Source organism: Ruegeria sp. E1 (genome assembly GCF_056534225.1).
In genome coordinates this window covers 152,504-170,439 of record NZ_JBQFPE010000008.1, presented here as the reverse complement: position 1 = coordinate 170,439, position 17,936 = coordinate 152,504, and the positions used below count along the sequence as shown (strand labels likewise).

General features: G+C 56.7%; 14 protein-coding genes. 6 read left to right on the top strand and 8 right to left on the bottom strand.

Features of this window, described 5'->3' with window-relative positions:
- Positions 1-59 precede the first annotated feature (59 nt).
- Positions 60-965 carry a LysR family transcriptional regulator gene (locus ACR0FG_RS12250; protein ID WP_480893296.1) on the top strand — a complete coding sequence of 302 codons (906 nt, stop codon included), beginning with the start codon at positions 60-62 and terminating at the stop codon, positions 963-965.
- 70 nt (positions 966-1,035) lie between these two features.
- On the opposite strand, the gene ACR0FG_RS12245 is transcribed toward ACR0FG_RS12250, so the two are convergent.
- The 3 genes from ACR0FG_RS12245 to ACR0FG_RS12235 all read right to left on the bottom strand — a co-directional run bounded on the left by ACR0FG_RS12245 (position 1,036) and on the right by ACR0FG_RS12235 (position 3,392).
- Entirely contained in the window at positions 1,036-1,917 is an 882-nt protein-coding gene (locus ACR0FG_RS12245; protein WP_480893294.1) for a cation diffusion facilitator family transporter, read from the bottom strand.
- Positions 1,918-2,013: 96 nt separating this feature from the next.
- On the bottom strand, positions 2,014-2,910 hold the full coding sequence (locus ACR0FG_RS12240; RefSeq protein ID WP_480893292.1) for a c-type cytochrome: 897 nt from the start codon (positions 2,908-2,910) through the stop codon (positions 2,014-2,016).
- Positions 2,911-2,924: 14 nt separating this feature from the next.
- Positions 2,925-3,392 (bottom strand): c-type cytochrome, encoded by a 468-nt coding sequence (locus tag ACR0FG_RS12235; RefSeq protein ID WP_480893290.1) that lies wholly within the window; start codon positions 3,390-3,392, stop codon positions 2,925-2,927.
- A gap of 86 nt (positions 3,393-3,478) precedes the next feature.
- On the opposite strand from ACR0FG_RS12235, the gene ACR0FG_RS12230 reads away from it, so the two are divergent.
- Positions 3,479-4,327, top strand: coding sequence for a LysR family transcriptional regulator (locus ACR0FG_RS12230; RefSeq protein WP_170710978.1), 849 nt, complete (start codon positions 3,479-3,481; stop codon positions 4,325-4,327).
- A gap of 28 nt (positions 4,328-4,355) precedes the next feature.
- Here the strand turns inward: ACR0FG_RS12230 and ACR0FG_RS12225 are convergent, their stop codons facing one another.
- Positions 4,356-4,742 carry a hypothetical protein gene (locus tag ACR0FG_RS12225; protein ID WP_480893287.1) on the bottom strand — a complete coding sequence of 129 codons (387 nt, stop codon included), beginning with the start codon at positions 4,740-4,742 and terminating at the stop codon, positions 4,356-4,358.
- 248 nt (positions 4,743-4,990) lie between these two features.
- Here ACR0FG_RS12225 and ACR0FG_RS12220 point away from each other — a divergent pair, with 248 nt between their 5' ends.
- Positions 4,991-5,179, top strand: coding sequence for a hypothetical protein (locus tag ACR0FG_RS12220; protein WP_480893285.1), 189 nt, complete (start codon positions 4,991-4,993; stop codon positions 5,177-5,179).
- Between the two features lie 259 nt (positions 5,180-5,438).
- Here ACR0FG_RS12220 and ACR0FG_RS12215 read toward each other — a convergent pair whose 3' ends face one another.
- Positions 5,439-6,515 (bottom strand): hypothetical protein, encoded by a 1,077-nt coding sequence (locus ACR0FG_RS12215; protein WP_480893283.1) that lies wholly within the window; start codon positions 6,513-6,515, stop codon positions 5,439-5,441.
- A gap of 187 nt (positions 6,516-6,702) precedes the next feature.
- Here ACR0FG_RS12215 and ACR0FG_RS12210 point away from each other — a divergent pair, with 187 nt between their 5' ends.
- The 3 genes from ACR0FG_RS12210 to ACR0FG_RS12200 are packed head-to-tail and all read left to right on the top strand — an operon-like array spanning position 6,703 to position 9,367.
- Positions 6,703-7,341 (top strand): PepSY domain-containing protein, encoded by a 639-nt coding sequence (locus ACR0FG_RS12210; protein WP_480893281.1) that lies wholly within the window; start codon positions 6,703-6,705, stop codon positions 7,339-7,341.
- Between the two features lie 38 nt (positions 7,342-7,379).
- On the top strand, positions 7,380-8,039 hold the full coding sequence (locus tag ACR0FG_RS12205) for a response regulator transcription factor (RefSeq protein ID WP_170710982.1): 660 nt from the start codon (positions 7,380-7,382) through the stop codon (positions 8,037-8,039).
- Positions 8,039-9,367 carry an ATP-binding protein gene (locus ACR0FG_RS12200; RefSeq protein WP_480893279.1) on the top strand — a complete coding sequence of 443 codons (1,329 nt, stop codon included), beginning with the start codon at positions 8,039-8,041 and terminating at the stop codon, positions 9,365-9,367. Before ACR0FG_RS12205 ends, ACR0FG_RS12200 begins: the two co-directional genes overlap by 1 nt.
- A 142-nt stretch (positions 9,368-9,509) precedes the next feature.
- Here the strand turns inward: ACR0FG_RS12200 and ACR0FG_RS12195 are convergent, their stop codons facing one another.
- From ACR0FG_RS12195 to ACR0FG_RS12185, 3 genes are read right to left on the bottom strand one after another with little or no spacing between them, the layout of a single operon-like run.
- The gene (locus tag ACR0FG_RS12195) at positions 9,510-10,535 is read right to left on the bottom strand and encodes an adenylate/guanylate cyclase domain-containing protein (RefSeq protein WP_480893277.1); all 1,026 of its coding nucleotides are present in this window, start codon (positions 10,533-10,535) and stop codon (positions 9,510-9,512) included.
- A complete protein-coding gene (locus ACR0FG_RS12190) occupies positions 10,528-10,869 on the bottom strand; it encodes an Hpt domain-containing protein (RefSeq protein ID WP_170710993.1) in 342 nt (113 codons plus the stop codon). The genes ACR0FG_RS12195 and ACR0FG_RS12190 overlap by 8 nt, the downstream gene beginning before the upstream one ends.
- A 3-nt stretch (positions 10,870-10,872) precedes the next feature.
- A complete protein-coding gene (locus ACR0FG_RS12185) occupies positions 10,873-17,883 on the bottom strand; it encodes a GAF domain-containing protein (RefSeq protein WP_480893275.1) in 7,011 nt (2,336 codons plus the stop codon).
- Between the last annotated feature and the right edge of the window lie 53 nt (positions 17,884-17,936).

Below are 17,936 nucleotides of genomic sequence, written 5' to 3'. Positions count from 1 at the left end.
GTTCTCGCCCAGATTGATCGCGAAAGTGAGACAACGAACAGAAGACCTGGGGTACGAGAATGGATCGACTGACTGAAATGGAGGCCTTTTCCAACGTGGTGGACCAGGGTGGCTTCACCGACGCGGCCAAGAAAATGGGCATCTCCAAATCAGCCGTGTCCAAACACGTCTCAAGTCTTGAGGCGCGATTGGGTGCGAGGCTGCTGAACCGGACCACACGGCGGGTATCCCCGACCGAGATCGGGCTGGCCTATTACGACCGTGCGCGGCGCGTTCTGAACGACGCCGGTGAGGCGGATGCGCTGGTGACGTCGATGCAATCCGCCCCGTCGGGCCTGCTGCGGATCAGTGTTGCGACGGATTTCGGGGTCAATCACCTGTCGCCGGTTCTGTCGGATTTCCTGTCGGCTTACCCCGAGATCACCGTCAACATGGTGCTGAACAACCGCTATGTTGAATTGATTTCCGAAGGGTTTGATGTGGCCGTGCGCATTGGTGAGCTGGAAGACAGCACGCTGCGTGCCCGCAAACTGACCGAAACGGTCAAGCGCATGGTAGCGTCGCCGAAATACATCGAACAATTCGGCCATCCGCAAAAGATCGACGATCTGAACGAACACAAACTGCTTCATTATTCCAGCCAGTCCTCGGGCAGTGTCTGGAAGCTGACAGCACCGTCCGGCGAAAAGCGTCAGGTGCGCACCGCCGGCTGGCTGAGTGTGAATGACGGCCAATCGCTGCTGAACGCTGCAATCTCGGGGCTGGGGATCGCTTATTTGCCCAGCTACCTCTATGCCGAGGCGCTGAAATCGGGCGAGGTTGTGGACGCGATGCCGTCGCTGCCCGACGAAGTACAGGGCGTCTATGCGGTATACCCGCCGGGTCGCTTTACACAGCCAAAGGTCCGGGCCTTCATTGATTTCCTCGTCGAGTCCTTTGCCGAAAAAGGCCCGATGAACTGGTAGAGTTCTCCCACGGCAACTGTAACCCGCGCGGACTTGCGCGGGTTTTTTTTGGACTAGCGCCAGATAGGGTTCAGGGCGCGCCGCCCCCGTCGCCCTGCAGTTCGTCATCGGGTTCAAGGTGAATGACAAAGACCGAGCCCGGGTACAACTTCCCCAGTGCGTCTTCGATATCGTTACAGATATCATGCGCTGCACTGACTGACATTTTGCCGTCGACGACCAGATGAAACTCGACAAAGATCACATTCGCGGATCTGCGTCCCTTGAGGTCATGATATTCCAGCGCAGATCCCAGATTGGCCTCGATAGCACCCGAGACGATCTGCAGGTCATGATCGGACAGGCTGGCATCCATCAGCCCGTCGACTGATGCGCGGATAACCTTCCATCCCTCCCACAGGATGTTGAGCGCAACCAGAATCGCCAGGATCGGGTCCAGGATCAGCCAGCCGGTGGCCAGTGCAAGCAAAAGCCCCACAACAACCCCCACCGAGGTCATCACATCGGTGAAGATATGCCGCGCGCTTGCCTGCAGGGCGGGTGATCCGGCGCGCCTGCCGGTCTTGAGCAACAGATAGGCCCATGTGCCGTTCACGCCTGTCGCGATGATATTGACGGCGATCCCCGCCAGCGGCATGTCATCAAGATGCGGGTTCGGAAGCGCAAGCACCGCCTCGCGGATAATCAGAAACGCCGCAAGGACGATCAGCGCGCCTTCGACTACGGCGGACAGGTATTCTGCCTTTTTGTGCCCGAACGGGTGGTTTTCGTCAGGCGGAATGCTGGCCACCCGCACCGCGAAATAGGCCAGCAGGGCCGCGGCGACGTTGACCGTGGATTCCATCGCATCCGACAGCAGCGCGACCGAGCCTGTCAGCCACCAGGCCAGCAGTTTCAGCGCCAGCACCGCGAGGGACACGGGGATGGACCAAAGGGCAAATTTCTGTGTCATCTGGCCATGCGCCTTGATCCAAGCTTTTGAAGACTGTGCAGACGTTTTGGTGAATGCGTTTTTTAGCAGCCTAACACAAGAGGTCAGGGAAACAGGCTAGGGGCGCTGACCGGGCTGTGCAGGAACGGCTTTCAGATAAGCGGCGATGGCCAGACGATCATCATCACTCAGCCGCGACGTGTTTTCAATCACCTCGGCCATTTCTCCTCCGGCGCTGTCGTAGTCGGGGGTAAAACCGGATTTCAGGTATTCGGCTATGTCAGCCTCGGACCAGTCGAGTTGTTCGGGGGTCAGGCCGGGGATACGCCCCTGCCCGCTGGGGTTTGGGGCGCCAGTCAGCCAGAGGTCACGTTTCAGCCCGCCAAGAGCGTTTCGCGGCGTATGGCATTCGGCGCAATGGCCCAGCGCCTCGACCAGATAGCGGCCCCTGAGTTGTTGGTCGGTCAGATCGCCATCAACCACCCAGTCCGGTTGCAGATGCAACAGCTTCCATCCCCCCAGCCCGCGCCGGATGTTGAAGGGAAAGCCGACCTCATGCGGATCCGCTTTGGCGGCTACGGCAGGCAGGGTGCCGAGGAAGGCGTGGAGCGAGACAATGTCGGCCATCGCCATGTTGGCGTAGGAGGTATAGGGAAAGGCCGGGTAATAGTGCTGCCCGTTGGGCCCGGTTCCGTGGATCAGCGCATTGGCCAGATCCTGCGCGGACCATGCGCCAATTCCTGCATCAGGATCGCTGGAGATATTGGGGGCGATGAAGGTACCGAACTCGGTCGCGAACCGGTGACCACCGGCAAGTGCCAATTTGTCCTCGGCCTTAGGTGCGGAATGGCACGAGGCGCAACCTGCGGCGTAGAATACCGCCTCACCCCGTTCGAGATCCGGGGTGAGACCTGCAAGCTGCGCCTGATCCACGCGCTGAGGTCGGGTCAATACCAGACCGGTCAGAACGATCAGACCTGCAACACTGGCGGCGAACAGTAAAAAGCGCCGCACGGGTCAGTCCCTTTTTAGTTTTTCGGGGCTCTGTAGGCCTTGTGACATGATGAACAGCTTCCACCCAGATCGCCCATTGCCGCTTTGAGGGCATCAACATCCTGCCCTGCGGCAGCCTGCATCGCAAGTGCGGCGTCCGCCATGGCCTGCCCCTTGGCACCGACATCGGCGAAATTTTCCCAGATCGCGGGCAGCGCGCGCGAGGATGGATCAGATACGTTGTCGGACCCAGCTGGCCACATGGCGGATTGGTCAAGCTGCGTCAGAACCACCAGATTGTTGGCCGCCTGAGTTGCCGCTTCGGCGTTATAGTCTACCTCGCCCTTGGCCATGCCGCCAAGCGTGCCCAGATTGAATGCATAAAGCTGCATGATCGAGGTGCGGGCTTTCACGGCTGCATTTTCACTTTCATGCGCGATGGCGGTTCCGATTGCGGCAATCGACAACAGACTTGCCGCGAAGATCAAAGATTTCTTCATCATAGTATGTCTCCCTGCTGAATAACCGGAAGTGTAGCTTGAACGAATTTTCTTGTAATTGTTTGTTATTCGGCATTGCCTGTTAATTTATGAACAATCGCAACTGGGATGACATCCGCTATGTGCTTGCCGTCAGCAAACACGGATCGCTGAATGCGGCGGCGGCGGCGTTGGGTGTGACACATGCCACGGTCCTGCGCCGGGTGGCCGCGTTTGAGGCGCGCAATGACTGCGTGATGTTCCACAAAAGCACAACGGGATATACCCCCCTGCCCGAAGGTCGCGCCATTCTGTCAGCGATGGAAAGCGTCGAGGATGCGGTTCTTTCGGTGGACCGCGCGATTGTGGGGGCAAACCGCGCGCCCGCGGGTCATGTACGGATTGCGTCTACGGACAGTCTTTGCCAGCTTGTCCTGCCTCGCATCCTGACCGAGATTTCCCGGCTGTATCCCGACCTGGAGCTGACCTTGTTAAGCGGCAACAGCCATCATGACCTGTCGCGGCTGACCGCCGATATCGCCGTGCGTCCCTCGGCCCAGTTGGACGAGGGTCTGGTCGGGGAACGTGCGGGCGCGTTGTTGATCGGGGCCTATGATGACGGCCACCCGGACCGCCCCTGGCTTCGCCTTGACGGGGCACTGAACCGCTCGCTTCCGGCGAAATGGCTGGCCGAGCATGTGGATGCCGCAGAAATGGCCAGCGGGGCGGACAGTTTTCTGGTGCTGCAGGAGATGGCGGCGTCTGGCGTGGGTAAGACGTTTTTGCCCAGATTCATTGGCGATGCAGACCCCCGGCTGCGCAGATCGCGCGGGGCGGACCCCGATATCGAGGTGCCCCTGTGGGTCGCGACCCTTGAGGAAATCGCCCGCACGCCCAGATTTGCCATCGTTCAGCGGGCTTTGGCCGAGCGCATCCCCAAGGCGCTGGCCGAGGCGTAGGGCTGGATCGTTTGACGGGCGCGTGCGGTCAGTTCAGCACATCCGCGATGGCACCGATCAGGTTCAGCACCTCGTGCGTTTCGCGGTTCACCTCGTAAACATAATCTCCGGCCCGAACGTAATATCCGTTGCGACGCAGGCCCCAGCGCCCGGGATTGTCGATCGGAAAATATCCATCATAGATGTAGTCGCCCCGGCGATACTTTTTCGCCTGACCGGGCGGAACGCACGGGACCGCCTTTTTCGCCAGACCCGGTGGGCAGTGTCCGGCTTTGGATTTCACCTGAATCGGAGTCATCATACGCGCCTGATCGGCGGCCCCGAGGGTCAAATCCCGGAACCCGCCCCCTGCGCTTGCCACCGACGCGACCTGCGCAGTCAGTGCTATCGTCAAAATCCCAACGGTCTTTTTCATCGTGAACGCCTTCCTGAGTTTCGTGCTCCAGATATGCTTTTGCGCGGGCATTGGCGAGCGCATAGGCGGGGGACCGCCTGCGGACTGGAGCCACCCGATCATCGATCGATCCGTTTGTCCTTATTTCGCGAACAACATTAACTGAACGTGAACAATGTATTCTCAGAGTGTTCAACCAGACTAGTGCATAGTGATCTTGTTGGATTGAACGGGCGATGCCCGATTTGATTGCAAACAAGGGGAAAAGCATGATCAAGCCTGCCTTTGTGACTGAAGACTCCAGCACATCCGCTGTGATGCAGACATCCGGGAAAATTGACCTGGATCGTTTGCCGACAACGACCAAATCGAGCAGTGGTCGCTTCCCTCCTATCGAAAATGCATTAGCAGAGATCGTTACCAATACGCGGCTTTTTGAGGCACAAAAAAACGTCTGAAGGCAGTTCAGCAAACCCCCGCACAATTCCCGATATTCGTCCTAGATACCGGAATTGAAGACTAAACCCCGCCCTGTCCCAGGGGCGGGGTTTCTTTATGTGGAAGGCTGATTGGGGATTCCGAAAGCCATAGCCCGGAAATGATCCGGGCCAGCCGCTTCCCACCCCTGTGAAGCATATGGCTGGCCCGGTTTTCAGCACGTCCGTGAGCAGTCAGCACTGAAAGGTGATATCGATCCCGTGGTCCGTTGACCTGTGGTTACAGGCCCAGAAGCGATCTGACTTCTGCCTCGACGGCATCGGTGACCGGTTTGTTGGCCGCAGCTTCCAGCGCCTCGCGCTCGGCCAGGTTCTGTTCTTCAACCTGATCGGCCAGATCCTGAACCTCTTGCTTTGCGTCTTCGTAGTCGACCGCAGCCTGTCTTTCGTCATTCAGGTTCTGCGCTTCTTCAACCGAGCTATCCAGTTCGGCGCGCGCATCGGCGAGTTGCTCTTCGATCTCGGGGTTGGTTCCACCGGCGTCTTCCAGCGCCTGCTCAAGCTCATTCACCTTTTCCTGATTGTCCTGAACATCGTTCAGAGCGGTTTCCAGTTCCTGTTCGATCTCGGGAATCGTCCGCTCGGGTGGCTCAAGTCCGGTGAGTTCTTCCAACTGCTTGGCAAGTTCTTCGCGCAGGGGCTCTCCGTCCAGAACCGTGTCGCGGTAGTTGGCAATGCGCCCGACGCGCGAGTTTGGCGATGCATTGGCCAGCGCGGTCTCGCTTGCATTGGCGGCATTCAGAGCACCCAACTCTGATGGATGGGCCCCTAGCAGTGCAGCCATCTTATTGCCTTTGGTCCGGATTGCCGGGCGCACCGATTCTTCGACGATCACGGTTTTCGAGGGCGCCTTGCGCGTTGTCGTCTTTTGCTTCGAGCTTTTCCCCGAGGTCGTCGCGGTGCGCGTTTTGCCCTTGCCGTTGAAGAATTCCTTTAGCGAAAAGCCACCGGATTTACCGGATGCGGACCGCGAGGATTTGGATTTGGACCGCCCGCCGCCGGATTTACCCGCTTTGCGCCCCCCGCGGCTTTTGTCGGCCCCGTTTCCGCCACCTTTCTTACCGGCCGAGCTGTGATCGCCGCCACCGCCCTTGCCACCACTATTGCCATTGCCGCCGCCATTGCCCTTGCCGCCGCCGTTACCTTTTTCGCCGCCATTGCCCTTTCCTCCGCCATTGCCCTTGCCTTCTTTGGCAAAAGCAACGTCCGGAGCGGCGATGGTGGCAACAATTGCAGCCGAGCCCAGCAAGGCGATGGCCACGGTCGAAGCTCTCAGCAATCCCAAAGTGGTTTTCATATCGATCTCCTTGTCGGAACGGGCTCGCCGTCCGACGCATTGTGTTCAAGTGTCTCGATTCGCAAACGAATCGACCATCCTTGCCCTCATTTAACTTGAGGGTGCTTGAACGCAGGGCTAACTGCTTGTTCATCGTCGGTTCACGTCAAACAACGTAGTCTTGAGCGCGAAGATTATGAGGGTTCTCATGCGTGCAATGGCATTTCTGATGGCTGCAAGCCTGCTTGCTGCTCTGCCCGGTGGGCAGGCGGCTGCCGACGCGCGCGAACTGAAGCAGGGCGAATTGCGCAGGGCGACGCTGACGGGCAACACCATCGGGCTTAAGCGGGTCATCAAAGGCGTCGAGAAAGCCTATGGCGGCACCCCGGTCGATGCCCGCGCGTTTCAGTCCGATGAGATCTATTATCGCATCCTGGTCAAGAAACCGAACGGGAAGATCGTCAGCGTGATCGTGAACGCGCAAACCGGGGCGGTTGTTTCCAACCGATCCAGCGTGGGCCGCGAGATATCGAAAGCGGCCCGGTCCAGTTCTGCCAAATCCACGAACAATCGCAACACCAACGCTGCGCGCGGGGCTTCGTCCAACCGCGGCAATGCCGGCGGCAACAGCAATCGCGGCGGCAATGGCAATGGCAACGGTGGCGGTGGCAACAGTGGCGGCAACGGTAACGGTGGTGGCAACGGCGGCGGTAACGGGAATGGCGGCGGTAACGGTGGTGGCAACAGTGGCGGTAACGGCGGCGGCAATTCCGGTGGTAATGGGGGCGGAAACTCCGGCGGCAATGGCGGCGGAAATTCCGGTGGCAATGGTAAGGGCAAAAAATAGGGCTTAAACCAGAGCGGTTGTGACTGTAGCTTTTAGAAATGAGAGTACTTCTAGCTGAAGATGAACCGCAGCTTTGCGAGCAGATCAAAAAGCTACTGGGGGCTGAGGGTCGCGTGGTCGACGTTGCCCAGAACGGAACCGACGCCCTGCACATGGGGGCCACCGAACCTTATGACATGATCATACTCGATATCGGTTTGCCCGAGCGCGACGGTATTTCCGTTCTGCGCGAATGGCGCAGTGCGGGCGTCAAGACGCCGGTTCTGATCCTTACCGCCCGGGACGGCTGGAGCGAACGCGTGGACGGGCTTGACGCGGGCGCGGATGATTACATGACCAAGCCCTTTCATATGCCGGAACTGGCGGCGCGCGTCCGGGCAATTCTGCGTCGGCAAAGCGGTCAGATGAACCCGGTTATCGAAATGGGAGAGGTTTCGCTGGATACGCGGAACGGGCGCGTCAGCGTTGGTGGAATCCCTGTCGATCTGACCGCGCAGGAGATCGCGGTTCTGACCTATCTTGCGCATAATATCGGGCGCATGGTGTCCCGGACCGAACTGTCCGAACATATTTACGAGTACGACGGCGACAGGGACTCGAACACGATTGCCGTTTTCATAACCCGCCTGCGCAAGAAGCTGGGCCCCGACCTGATCACGACGGTTCGAGGACGCGGTTACATGATCGATACCGCCTGATGCTATCGCTGCGCCATCGTGCCTTGCTTGGCGGTCTGGCCACTGGTGCACTGTCTGTCGGCGTTGGTACGCTGGTCGTGTTTTCCTATATCAATACGCGCGTTCTGGAACAGTTCGACGAGACTCTGCGCGACAGACACACCCAGCTTGTCGTCGGGTTGAGTGCCACCACGGATGCCCCTGATGCGTTGCGCGACCTGATGTTTGACCCGGCCTATGGCACGCCCTATTCCGGCAGGTACTGGCAGGTTACAGATGGCAACGGGGCCACGTTCACCTCGGCGTCCCTGTTTGACGAAACGATCGCCGAGCCCGTGCGGGCGGGCCAGGACGTTACGGTCTGGAATACCACAGGCCCCGATCGCGAGGCTGTGCGCAGCGCCTTTCAGAAAATCACGTTTGAGGACGGAACCGAATGGGGCGTCACCGTCGCCGAAAGCCGGCTTGAACTGATCAGCGAGCGGCGTGCGGCGCAAAGCAACCTTCTTCCGGTCTTTGGTCTGGTTGGTCTGATTGGTGTCGCAGGTTCGCTTTTGCTGATGTCGGCCATTATCGGCCCCCTGCGAAAGCTGCGCGCGGACGTGATGCATCGCTGGGATAAAGGCGACGATCTGCGGCCCGAAGACTATCCGGAAGAGGTTTCGCCGCTGGTGGAGGATCTGAACCAGTTGCTGACTCGAAATCGCGAGATTGTCACCGGCTCGCGGCGACAGGCGGCAGACCTGGCGCACGCGCTCAAGACACCGACCGCAATACTGCGAAACGAGTTGACCAGCCTGTCTGAGACCGGAGCAGATACCAAGCCGGCCGAGGACGCTCTGGCCCGGATCGACGCACAGCTTACACGTTCGCTTGCGCGGATGCGTGCATCAAACACCGGCGAACTGACCCATTCCAGAACGGACCTGTCGCATTCGGTCGAAAGACTGTCGAGACTGTTTTCCGTCATGACCGAGCGGGAGGGGAAAACGCTTGTTACAGAAAGCGAGGCCGGTCTTTGGGTCAGGATGGATACTCAGGACATCGAAGAAGTGATCGGAAACCTTCTGGACAACGCGCTCAAATGGTGTCGGTCAACCATTCGCATCGCCGCAAAACGCGGCGCAAGCGGCATCGAGATCTGTATCGAGGATGACGGGCCCGGAGTTCCGGAGGAAGCGCGAAAAGGGGTGCTTCGGTCCGGCGAGCGGCTGGATACCTCAGTCAGCGGCACCGGATTGGGTCTGGCCATATCCGTTGACCTGTTGAACGCTTATGGTGGCAAGCTGAAATTAGGCACATCTGCAGATCTTGGCGGTCTGGCTTGCCGGGTCCAAATCCCGACATGAGCTGACCGGGGATTTGCGGCAACAGGCCCGCCCGGTTCCAACGATACGGCCTGGTGTCACGGGGCTTCAAAGGACTGATTTTTGCGCTACAATCGTGAAACTGATCAAACTTATGGGTGCCTGCATAACATTGCATGAATGGTCATAGCGCATGGATGTCGAACGGATCGGAGAAACCTTTGATCATGGTTCCACCAAATGTCTCCAACACGGTTGCCCCTTCCAGCAGGCCGAACGTTTCTTGATCAATCAATATCCGGCTTCCTGTTTTCTGTGTTTCTGACTCAAGGCGCGCAGCTAGGTTTACGGTTGATCCGATACAAGTATACGTGGCCCGATTGTCCGTTCCGGCATAGCCGGCCACGACTTCACCCGTCGCTATTCCGATGCCGATTTTCAAGTCGCTTTTCCCTTCAGTACGCCGTTCGAGATTTAACATCTCGATCATGTTGTGCATTTCATGACCTGCCGCCACCGCGCTTTGCGCAGTATTGGGCAGTGGTTGCGGAACTCCAAAGAGAGCCATCAAACCGTCACCCAACATCAGGCTGACAATTCCGCCATTGCTGGTAACTGCCTCGAACATCAACGTGTAGAACGTGTTGAGCAGGTCAATTGTTTCCTCTGGCGCGAGATTTTCAGACAAGGTCGTGAAACCGCGAATGTCACAGAAGAGGACTGAAGCATTGGCACGCTTGCCACCTATGGCAAAGCCGGACTCTTGCAGGTCTTGTGCGACCTCCGTTGTTGCAAAGCGCTCTAGCAGACGCTTCTGCTCGTCCCGGAGTCTTTTCTTTTCAAGGCCGCTGGAGACGCGCGCACCAAGAAGTGTCTTATTGACCGGTTTTGGCAGGTAGTCTTCCGCACCCAATTCGATACAGCGCACGACATTGTCGAGCCCCTCAACAGATGACGTCACGATCACCGGCAGATCACGCAGGTCGGTGTCTGATTTGATGGCTTCCAGAACCTGAAAGCCGTCCATTTCAGGCATTTCGATATCCAGCAGAAGCAAATCAAACGGCTGGCTAGACAACATCTCCATTGCGACCCGGCCGTTTTCCGCAACCGATGCCTGGTGACCCAAAAGCTCAACGCTGCGCGACAACAGCAAGCGGTTCACCTTGTTGTCATCGACGATGAGCAAATGACCGGGGGCGTCAGACATCAATCAGGCTCCGTAAAGCAGCTGCAGCAATGGTAAGGTCGGTTTCCAACGCCGTCGCGTCTGTAAGGTCTCCGACCTCAGGCAGCTCTCCGAGCTCGATTTTCCTGGCCCGTTCGGCAAGAGCAATCGCCCCAAAGGTATTGGCATTCGACTTGATGGAATGCGCAGCACGGCGGTATCGGTCGGCATCAGCCGCGCCCGCAGCCGCTTTCAATTCGTCAATCATGCCAGGCGCTTCGTCGAGAAAGGTGTTCACAAGCTCGGCTGCAAAATCTTCGCCTGTAGCGTCTTTCAGCTCCATGAAGATTTCATGATCAATTGGGCTGTTTGTCATGGATCACCTTCTTATTCTGGGGGAATTTAACAGGGCTTCAATGAGGACCGGTACGCGGATCGGTTTGGTGATATAGTCGTCCATCCCTGCTTTCAGGCACATCTCACGGTCGCCCTGCATGGCGTTCGCGGTCATCGCAACTATGCGAGGACGACTGCCATCCGGATGCGCTTTGTTGATACGGCGAGACGCCTCAAGCCCGTCCATCTCAGGCATCTGCACATCCATGAAAACGATATCGTATGTTTGCCGGTTGACGCTTTCGACCGCTTCAACACCATTGCTGGCCAAATCCGCGCGATATCCCATCTGTTCCAGCAGTCGCAGCGCAAGTTTCTGGTTCACCAAATTATCCTCGGCCAGCAAAATCCGCAGCGGATGTCGCGTTGCCATATCCGGATCTGTTTGGGGTTTGCCCTGAGGTTTGGACGGCTTCACGCGCACCTTTTCAGTCGCGAACAATGTGACCAGGGTATCGAACAGGTGGGATTGGCGCAGAGGTTTGGCAAGGTTGGCGGCAAAGAGCCCATCTTCCAGATCTATGTCGCGCGGGCCGAGTGAACTGAAAAGGATGAGTGGCAAGCCTGGTTTCTTGGCGCGAACCCTTTTGGCGAGCTCTTCTCCATCCATGTCAGGCATATGCATGTCGAGAATGGCCAAATCGAACTCGACGCCTTCTTCAAGTATGCGCAGCGCCTCTGACGGAGATCCACACGTCGTGGTCTGCGTGCCCCATTTCTCGGTTTGCAGAGAAAGGATTTTACGATTGGTGGCATTGTCGTCCACCATCAAAATTCGCTTGCCTTCGAGTTCTGGCTGAACGCCAACAAGACTGCGAGAAGACGATTTAACTGGCTTTGCAGGTTTGGCCTGGATCTTGAAAACGAAGGTGGACCCGCTCCCTTCGCCATCGCTTTCGGCCCACATGGTCCCGCCCATAAGTTCCGCAAGACGCTTCGAGATCGCAAGACCCAGACCAGTGCCGCCATATTTTCTGGTCGTTGAACTATCTGCCTGGCTGAATGACTGAAATAATCGGCTCATACCTTTTTTTGATAGGCCGATTCCAGTGTCTCGGACTTTGAACATCAGTTCGAGCGATCCCTGCACCTTCGCAGATTGTTCAACAGACAGAACCACTTCGCCGCTCTCGGTGAACTTCACTGCGTTAGAAAGCAGGTTCAGCAGAATTTGCCGCAATCTGGTCAGATCCGCGCTAATCGCCAGCGGTAGAGCGTCATCGAACTCATAGGCTAAATCCAGCTGTTTCTCGGCGGCTTTACCGCTGACTAAGTCGAGTGCGCTTTCTATGCATTCGCGCAGGTCGAACGGATGGTTTTCGATATCCATCTGCCCCGCTTCAATTTTCGAGAAGTCGAGGATCTCATTGATGATACCCAACAGCGCGTCACCACTATCGCGGATGGTGTTTGCATAGTCGCTTTGCTCGGCATCCAACTCTGTGTCCATCAACAGGCCGCTCATCCCGATTACCGCATTCATCGGCGTGCGGATCTCGTGTGACATGGTGGCCAGGAATGCGCTTTTTGCTTCGTTGGCAGTTTCAGCAGCCTCGCGCGCTTCCTCAGCTTCGCGGAAAAGGCGTACGTTTTCGATGGCAATAACAGATTGATCGGCAAATGACTCGGCCATTGCAACATCGTCATCCGAGAAGGGTGTTTTGGATTTCCTGATGAAATAGAGGCCGCCCAGACACTTGCCTCCGCGCATCAATGGTACGCCAAGGAAAGCTTCAAAACCGCTTTCTTCGTGAAGCTTCTTTGCCAACCGCGGCAGGTCACCCGACGACAAATCATGCACATGCATGGTTTTTCCAGACAGCAATACGGACGACAAAAAATTGTCATGCGGATCCAGCGGGTGCCGGGTTCTTCCGAAATCACGTATCAGCCCCTTGGGCGAGGCCAAAGCCACTTGCCACCAGAAACTCTCATCCGACAACGCCGCACCGGCCATGTCGCACGAAACAAGCCGTGTCGCGGAATCTACGATCACCTCAAAAACAGGCGTCGTATCCGTCGGCGATTGACTGATCACCCGCAATACATCAGCGCTCGCAGTCTGACGTGCCAAGGACGCCTGAGTTTCATTAAACAGGCGAACATTTTCCAGCGCGATGATGGCCTGATCCGCGAAGGACTCGGCAATGGCGACTTCATCTTCGCTGAAAACTTTGGCCGTCTTTCGGATGAACACCAAGGCACCGAAACATTCCGTCCCCCGCATCAGAGGCACTGTCAGCGAAGACTTGAACCCTTTCCTGCGGATGATTTCCTGATCGCGTGGGGGTAGCTCATCGGACCGCCACTCGGGCAAATGCAAGGTCTTGCCGTTCTTGATTGCCTTGGACGGCAAATTGTCTTCGGGATCAATTGGCAGGCGCTCGGTCCACGTGATTTCTTCGACGCCATCTGGTGTCGCGGCGGCGATTTGCCAGAGTTCAGTCTTGTTCGCCTGAATAGCAATCGACAGGTCGCAATCTATGAGGGTCGTCGCCAGCGCGACAATCTTCTCGAAAACCGGCTTGGTATCGGTTGGGGATTCAGAAATAACTCTTAGAACGTCCGCACTGGCGGTTTGGCGGGCAAGCGCGGTTTGCGTATCGTTGAAGAGTTGCGAGTTCTGAATGGCGATAATCGCTTGGGACGCGAACGTCTCCATCTGCTTGATTTGCTTTTCGTCAAAAGCCGCAGTGGTTCGGCTTCCCATGCTGATAACGCCAATTGTGTCACCATCTCGGATCAGTGGCACGGAAAGGACGGATCGATAGCCTTCGAGATTGGATTTGAGCAGCGGATCGTAATTGGGGTCAGCTTGCGTATCTTCAACATAGTCGGCCCGTCCATGCAGAAGCGCACGTGCCGTGGCTGAAGTTTCCCCGGGCTCAAAAGGATGCGCCTTCAAAAAATCCGCGAATTTGCCCGACAAATTGTGCCCGGCAAAATAATGGTACTTCCCGTCTTCGGGTGTCTTAAGCGCCACGAAGGCATCCTGCAGGCGACAAATGCGGGACGAAACGGCCAGCAACGCCTCCAGTACGGGCTCCAATGCGTCAGGAGATCGGGAAATAACTTCGAGTACCTCGCTTGTGGCTTTCTGGTACGCTAACGATTCCTCAACTTCCTCGGTTCGGGCCGTCACCTCATCGAAAAGATGCGCATTTCCAAGCGCAATTACCGCTTGCGAGGCGAAGGTTTCAACCAAAGCTATCTGCTTGTCCGAGAACGCCCCAATTTTTGAATGAGCAAGTGAAATCACGCCGAGCGTGATCCCATCCTTTACCAGCGGAACCCCTAAAGCCGAACGAAATCCGGCACCCAGTGCTTCTTCTTTCCAAGCATAATCCGGGTCGTGCTCAAAATCTTCAATATACACCGTCTTGCCTGTCAGCGCGGCGCGTCCCGTGGTCGTGCCCTTGTCTGGAACAAGCACCTGACGGGTTATGACGTCGTAATGAGCTGCGGCAGAATTATGGGTCGCAGCAATGTCGTAGACTCCGGTTTCTTCATTCAGCAGTGCGACGTAAGACGCCTCGGGTTTGCAGATGCGAACCGCCACTTGCAATATAGCTTTGAGTACGGGATCGAGTTCGTTTGGCGAGCGCGAGATCACTCCCAGCACTTCAGACGTGGCTGTTTGATAGTCGAGCGCCTCTTCGACCTCTGCAGTGCGCGCCTGCACTTCTTTGAACAACCGGGTGTTGTTGATGGCGATCACGGCCTGGGACGCGAATGTCTCTAACAGGTTGATCTGTTTTTCACTAAACGCCCCGGATTTCCGGTGTGCCATGACGATAACACCAACGGTCACGCCATCGCTGACCAAGGGGACGCCCAGCGTGGTGAGGTAATCGCCGATCTCTGCCGCCACTTTCCATGTGTAGGTCGGATCCTTGCGCGTGTCTTTGATATAGACGGTCTTGCCATGAAGGGCCGTGCGGCCGATGCACGAACCTTCCTCTGGGGCTATGGGGTTGTCTGATAAATAGCTTAAAAACGCATCGCTCACGTTGTGGGACATGGCCACACGGTACAACCCATCGTCAGCATCCCGCATTGCGAAGAATGCATATTCCGGGTCGCAGATACGTGAGGAAACTTCCAGGATCGCATCCAGAACCCGTGGAAGATCGTTAGGCGAGCGAGAGATGACATCCAATACTTCGGACGTGGCAGTCTGGTATTCCAGTGACTGCACGACTTCGGCAGTGCGTTCCTCGACTTCGCGGAACAGGTTGGCATTCGTAATGGCGATAATCGCTTGGTCGGCGAATGTTTCTAATAACTGAATCTGCTTGGTGGAAAATCCCGAAACCTCGGTTGACCCGACTGAAATTACACCTACGACAACGCCATTCTTGACCAACGGGACGCCGAGCACGGACCTGTATTCCCCGACGCCGCTTTCTTCCATCCAAGTATAAGACGTCTCGGTTTCGACATCTTCGATATAGGTGGTGCGTTTCGACAGAATGGCACGCCCGCTTACACCGCTTTCATCAGGTGAAATAGGATGCGCTTTGACGTATTCCGCAAAAGTCGTGTCCTGCGTAAGTATCGCATGAACATGAAAGAGCTGATCGTCGGGGTTCAGCATCGCTACATAGGCATCCTGCAATTCGCAGATGCGCGACGCTTCTTTGAGGATAGCGTCGAGAACGGGCGCCAACTCATTTGGTGACGCCGAGATCACCCGCAGCACTTCGGATGTAGAGGTCTGGTATTCCAAAGCTTGCGTTACTTCGGCTGTCCGATCCTGAACTTCGCGGAACTGGCGGACGTTTTCCATTGCGATCACGGCTTGAGCCGCGAAGGTTTGGACCAGCGCCACATCATCATCTGAGAAAGGCGCAACCTCACGGCGATAGAGGACAATTACACCGAGACCCAGGCCATCCTTCATCAACGGAACCGCCAGAACCGAGCGGGCCCCTTCAATCTCGACCATCTGAACCCGTTTCGGGTCACGATCCCTGAGGTAAAGGGGATCGTTCGCGATATCGTCCTGGCGAATGACCTCGCCATCGATCATCGGTTTGATCGCAATTAATTCAGTGCGCGTAAGCGGCTCCTCAAAATTTTTGAGCGCTTCGTCAAAATCGGTTCTCGCACCAATATTGGCTGGGATCGTTGCGATTCCGCGTTCGTGATCAGCCACACATAAGAAGGCGAGCGGCGCTTTGCACAATCGGCTGGAGTTTTCGAGAATGCTTTGGAAGACCGGCCCTTCGTCGTCGCGGCTGCGGCTGATGACTTCGAGGATTTCTCGGGAGGCTTTTTCCCGCTCAAGTCGTTCCTGAACCTCGCGAAACTGGCGCGTGTTCTCGATGGCAATGACGGCGTGTTTGGCGAACTCTTCAATGAATTGTACGTCGGGATCAGAAAACGGGCGGACTTCGCGGCGGCTGACCGCAATCGCACCAATCGCCTGTTCCCCTTGCATCAACGGGACTACAACCCGTGACCTGATGCCTTCGACCTCGACCATTTTAACGGCGGTAGGATCACCCGAACGGTAGAAATCGGTGTCAACAATATCGGCAACGCGTACGACCTTACAATTTCGTATCGCTGCGGCAGCCGTGATGGAACCATCAAGCGGCCACTCTTCTCCTAATTGGAGGTCGGTTCTGTTGTGACCCCATGCTCCTGCCAGTCGAATATGGGTTCCAGCAGTGTTGACCAAAAGAAGTGCCGCCTGATCCGCGTCACAGATTTCCGTAGCCTGCTGCAGCACCGCTTCAAAGACGCGTGCATCGTTGTCCCGGCTTTTGCTGATGACACTCAGAACCTCCTGCGTCGCCGCTTGGCGTTCCAACTGGGTGTGCAGCTCTTTCATTTGACGGGTATTGTCGATTGCGATCACAGCCTGGGCCGCAAAGCCCTCGACCAAGGAAATCTCGTCGTCGGTAAAGGGTCGCACCTCACGCCGGTAAATCCCGATGACGCCTACCGGATCACCATTCGACGACATCAAAGGAACTGTCAGAAACGAACGGACGCCTTCCTCGTCAACCAATTGCCGGCGCCAAGGATCCCCGTTGATATAGTGATCAGTCTGGCGCAAATCGACATTGTGAATGACCCGCGCTTTCCGCACGGATTCGGCGATCTGTAAATTTGAGTCCAAAGACCAGCGATCCACGCCGACCTCGTAAGTCGCCAATTGCTCGCCAAAATGGGCCGCATATTCAAGATGCGTTCCTGCCTCATTTAGCAGGCTCAACGTGGCTACGTCTGTTTCGCAAAGCCGGGCCGTGTTTTCCAGGATCGTCTGAAAGACCGGCGCTTCATCGTCCCGAGACCGACTGATCGTCTCAAGCACATCGCGCGTTGCCCCCTCACGAGCCAGACGGACCTGCAACTTGCTAAACTGGCGAACATTTTCAATTGCAATGACCGCCTGCGCGGCGAAGGTTTCAACCAGCTGAACTTGATCGTCGGAGTAAGGTCGCACCTCATCCCGTGCCAGCATCAGACATCCGATTGCACTGCCCGCCACTTTCAAAGGAACAAACAGATTGCTTCTGCACCCATGCGTGTCGACAATGAGCTTAAAGCGCTCATCGCCCGATTTGTGGAAATCGGTGTCGCCCATGTCGACAACACGCCTGGTCTTACCGCTGAGAATAGTGTCCGTCACGATGGAGTTGCCTGGCTCCATCGTGTATTTGCCGTCGAGCCATAGCTGCTGAATATCCGGGTGCAGATTGACGCTGGCAATCAGTTGCTGACGCGCATCCCCTTCTTGCCCGAGAACCAGACCTGCAAAAATGGCATCGCAGAGATCTTTTGCCAGCGTTACAATCAGGTCGCATACTGGCTGAATGTCATCCTTGGTCTCAGAGATCGCCTGCATGATCCGCGCAGTAGCTTCGAACCGCGCCTGCTGATCATCTGCGCTGAGCCCCCCACTTTGCGCAGACGACGCCGAGCTTTTCGTCTCTTCCGATGTCCTCTTTCCACCCACCTGCGTTCGCAGCTCCTGCGCCAACTAATGAAACACACACAAGACCAGAGTTTACTGGGCATAAGATATAAGTCACA